Consider the following 3549-nt stretch of genomic DNA (forward strand, 5'->3'; position numbering starts at 1 on the left):
GGGTCCGGGGTGTCCTGGCCCTTCTTCAGCGGCAGGTCGTAGGACTGCCCGATCAGGGACGAGCCGACGGCCTTGCCGTCCGCCTTGATCTCGGAGCCGTTCGCCTTGCCGTGGAACAGTCCCTGGGCGATGCCGGTGATCACCAGCGGGTAGATGACACCGGTCACCAGGGTCAGCACGAGGAGGGCGCGCAGGCCCGCCCCGAGCAACCGGGCGGTGTTCGTTACGGAGTTGTTCATGGCGATCAGCCGATTCCGGGGATGAGGGAGATGATCAGGTCGATGATCTTGATGCCGATGAAGGGGGCGATCAGGCCGCCGATGCCGTAGATACCGAGGTTGCGGCGCAGCATCTTGTCGGCGCTGACCGGCCGGTACTGCACGCCCTTGAGGGACAGCGGCACCAGCGCGATGATGACCAGCGCGTTGAAGACGACCGCGGACAGGATCGCGGAGTTGGGCGAGGACAGGTGCATGATGTTCAGCTTGTCCAGGCCCGGGTAGACCGCCGCGAACAGTGCCGGGATGATCGCGAAGTACTTCGCGACGTCGTTGGCGATGGAGAACGTCGTCAACGCGCCCCGGGTGATGAGGAGCTGTTTGCCGATCTCGACGATCTCGATCAGCTTGGTCGGGTTGGAGTCGAGGTCGACCATGTTGCCGGCCTCCTTGGCGGCCGACGTACCGGTGTTCATCGCCACGCCGACGTCCGCCTGGGCGAGCGCGGGGGCGTCGTTGGTGCCGTCACCGGTCATCGCGACCAGCTTCCCGCCGGCCTGTTCCCGCTTGATGAGGGCCATCTTGTCCTCGGGGGTGGCCTCGGCGAGGAAGTCGTCGACGCCCGCCTCCTCGGCGATCGCCTTCGCGGTCAGCGGGTTGTCACCCGTGATCATGACCGTCTTGATGCCCATCCGGCGCAGTTCCTCGAACCGCTCCCGCATGCCCTCCTTGACGACGTCCTTGAGGTGGATGACGCCCAGGACCCGGGCGCCGCGCTCGTCGTGGACGGCGACCAGCAGCGGGGTGCCGCCGGCCTCGGAGATCCGGTTGGCTATGCCGTCCGCGTCGTCGGCGACCGTGCCGCCTTCCTCCTTGACCCAGGCGATGACCGAGGCGGTGGCGCCCTTGCGGATCTTCCTGCCGTCGACGTCGACACCCGACATCCGGGTCTGCGCGGTGAACTCGATCCACTCGGCGCCGGCCAGCTCGCCCTGGTGACGCTCGCGCAGCCCGTACTTCTCCTTGGCCAGCACGACGATCGAGCGGCCCTCGGGCGTCTCGTCGGCCAGCGAGGACAGCTGGGCCGCGTCCGCCACCTCGGCCTCGGTGGTGCCCTTGACCGGCACGAACTCGGCGGCCTGACGGTTGCCGAGGGTGATGGTGCCGGTCTTGTCCAGCAGCAGGGTCGACACGTCGCCCGCCGCCTCAACCGCCCTGCCCGACATGGCCAGTACGTTGCGCTGGACCAGGCGGTCCATGCCTGCGATGCCGATCGCGGAGAGCAGGGCCCCGATGGTGGTCGGGATCAGGCAGACCAGCAGGGCGACCAGCACGATCATCGTCAGGTGCGTGCCCGCGTAGGTGGCGAACGGCGGCAGCGTGGCACAGGCCAGCAGGAAGACGATCGTGAGCGAGGCGAGCAGGATGTTCAGCGCGATCTCGTTGGGCGTCTTCTGCCGGGCGGCGCCCTCGACCAGGTTGATCATCCGGTCGATGAAGGTCTCGCCGGGCTTCGTCGTGATCTTGATGACGATCCGGTCGGAGAGGACCTTCGTGCCGCCGGTGACCGCGCTGCGGTCGCCGCCGGACTCGCGGATGACCGGGGCCGACTCGCCGGTGATGGCGGACTCGTCCACCGAGGCGACGCCCTCGACGACGTCACCGTCGCCGGGGATGATGTCGCCGGCCTCGCAGACCACCAGGTCACCGATGGTCAGGTCGGTGCCGGCCACCTGCTCCTCGGACGTGCCGCCCGGGAGCAGCCGGCGCGCGACGGTGTCGGTCTTGGCCTTGCGCAGGGTGTCGGCCTGGGCCTTGCCGCGGCCCTCGGCGACCGCCTCGGCCAGGTTGGCGAAGATCACGGTCAGCCACAGCCAGGCGCTGATCGCCCAGCCGAACCAGTCGCCCGGGTCCTTGAAGGAGAACACCGTGGTCAGCACGGAGCCGATCCACACCACGAACATCACGGGGGACTTGACCATCACCCGCGGGTCGAGCTTGCGCAGCGCGTCCGGCAGCGACCTGACCAGAGCCTTGGGGTCGAAGAGGCCCGCTCCGACACGGCCCTCGGCGGCGGGCTTGTGCCCGGTCGGTGCGTCCTGGTGGGGCGCAAGGGTGGGAGTGGACATGGAGTCCTCGTGGTTTTCCGTTCGGGTGGTCATGACGCCAGCCCCTCGGCCAGCGGACCCAGCGCGAGGGCCGGGAAGTAGGTCAGACCGGTGATGATCAGGATCGCGCCCACCAGCAGGCCGGTGAACAGCGGCTTCTCGGTGCGCAGGGTGCCGGCCGTGACCGGGACCGGCTTCTGCTCGGCGAGCGAGCCGGCCAGCGCCAGCACGAACACCATCGGCAGGAAACGGCCCAGCAGCATCGCCAGACCCGTCATGGTGTTGAACCAGTCGGTGTTCGCGTTCAGGCCGGCGAACGCCGAGCCGTTGTTGTTCGCGGCGGAGGTGAACGCGTACAGGACCTCGGAGAAACCGTGCGCACCCGAATTGAGCATCGAGTGCGGCGGGGTCGGCAGCGCCATCGAGGCGGCCGTGAAGACCAGTACCAGGGCGGGGGTGATGAGGATGTAGCAGGCGGCGAGCTTCATCTCGCGGCCGCCGATCTTCTTGCCCAGGTACTCGGGCGTGCGGCCGACCATCAGACCCGCGATGAACACCGCGATCACCGCCATGATCAGGATGCCGTACAGACCCGAGCCGGTACCACCGGGCGCGATCTCGCCCAGCATCATGCTCAGCATCGTGATGCCGCCGCCCAGGCCGGTGAAGGAGGAGTGGAAGGAGTCCACCGCACCCGTCGACGTCAGCGTCGTGGCGACCGCGAAGATCGACGAGCCGCCCACCCCGAAGCGGACCTCCTTGCCCTCCATCGCCCCGCCCGCCGCCTGCAGCGCCGGGCCGTGGTGGGCGAACTCGGTCCACATCATCAGCGCCGTGAAACCGAGCCAGATGGTGAACATCGTCGCGAGGATCGCGTAACCCTGCTTCACCGAACCGACCATCACACCGAACGTGCGGGTCAGCGAGAACGGGATCACCAGGATCAGGAAGATCTCGAACAGGTTCGTGAACGCGCTGGGGTTCTCGAAGGGGTGGGCGGAGTTGGCGTTGAAGTAACCGCCACCGTTGGTACCCAGCTCCTTGATCGCCTCCTGCGAGGCCACCGCACCGCCGTTCCACTGCTGCGAGCCGCCCATGAACTGACCGACCTCGTGAATGCCGGAGAAGTTCTGGATCGCACCACAGGCCACCAGCACGACCGCGGCGATCGCGGCACCCGGAAGAAGGATCCGCAGCGTGCCGCGCACCAGGTCGGACCAGAA

3 protein-coding genes are annotated in these 3549 nt (G+C 68.0%); all 3 read right to left on the reverse strand.

The genetic code is table 11. From position 1 onward, the window contains the following. The coding region (locus tag ACFZCP_RS45780) for a potassium-transporting ATPase subunit C (protein WP_391443205.1) at window positions 1-239 on the reverse strand (239 nt) is incomplete at its 3' end. 5 nt (window positions 240-244) lie between these two features. Beyond that, window positions 245-2380: a potassium-transporting ATPase subunit KdpB gene (gene kdpB / locus ACFZCP_RS45785; protein WP_391443209.1), complete on the reverse strand. Its 2136-nt coding sequence runs from the start codon at window positions 2378-2380 to the stop codon at window positions 245-247. Then, a partial coding sequence (gene kdpA / locus ACFZCP_RS45790; RefSeq protein ID WP_391443213.1) for a potassium-transporting ATPase subunit KdpA occupies window positions 2377-3549 on the reverse strand: 1173 nt, incomplete at its 5' end. The genes kdpA and kdpB, both read right to left, overlap by 4 nt.

The sequence above is a fragment of the Streptomyces sp. NPDC007971 genome (assembly GCF_042958635.1).
Classification (GTDB): Bacteria; Actinomycetota; Actinomycetes; order Streptomycetales; family Streptomycetaceae; genus Streptomyces.

Excerpts from the sequence above, each read along its gene's own strand:
- kdpB (WP_391443209.1), bottom strand. The coding sequence starts at position 2,380 with ATGACCACCCGAACGGAAAACCACGAGGACTCCATGTCCACTCCCACC.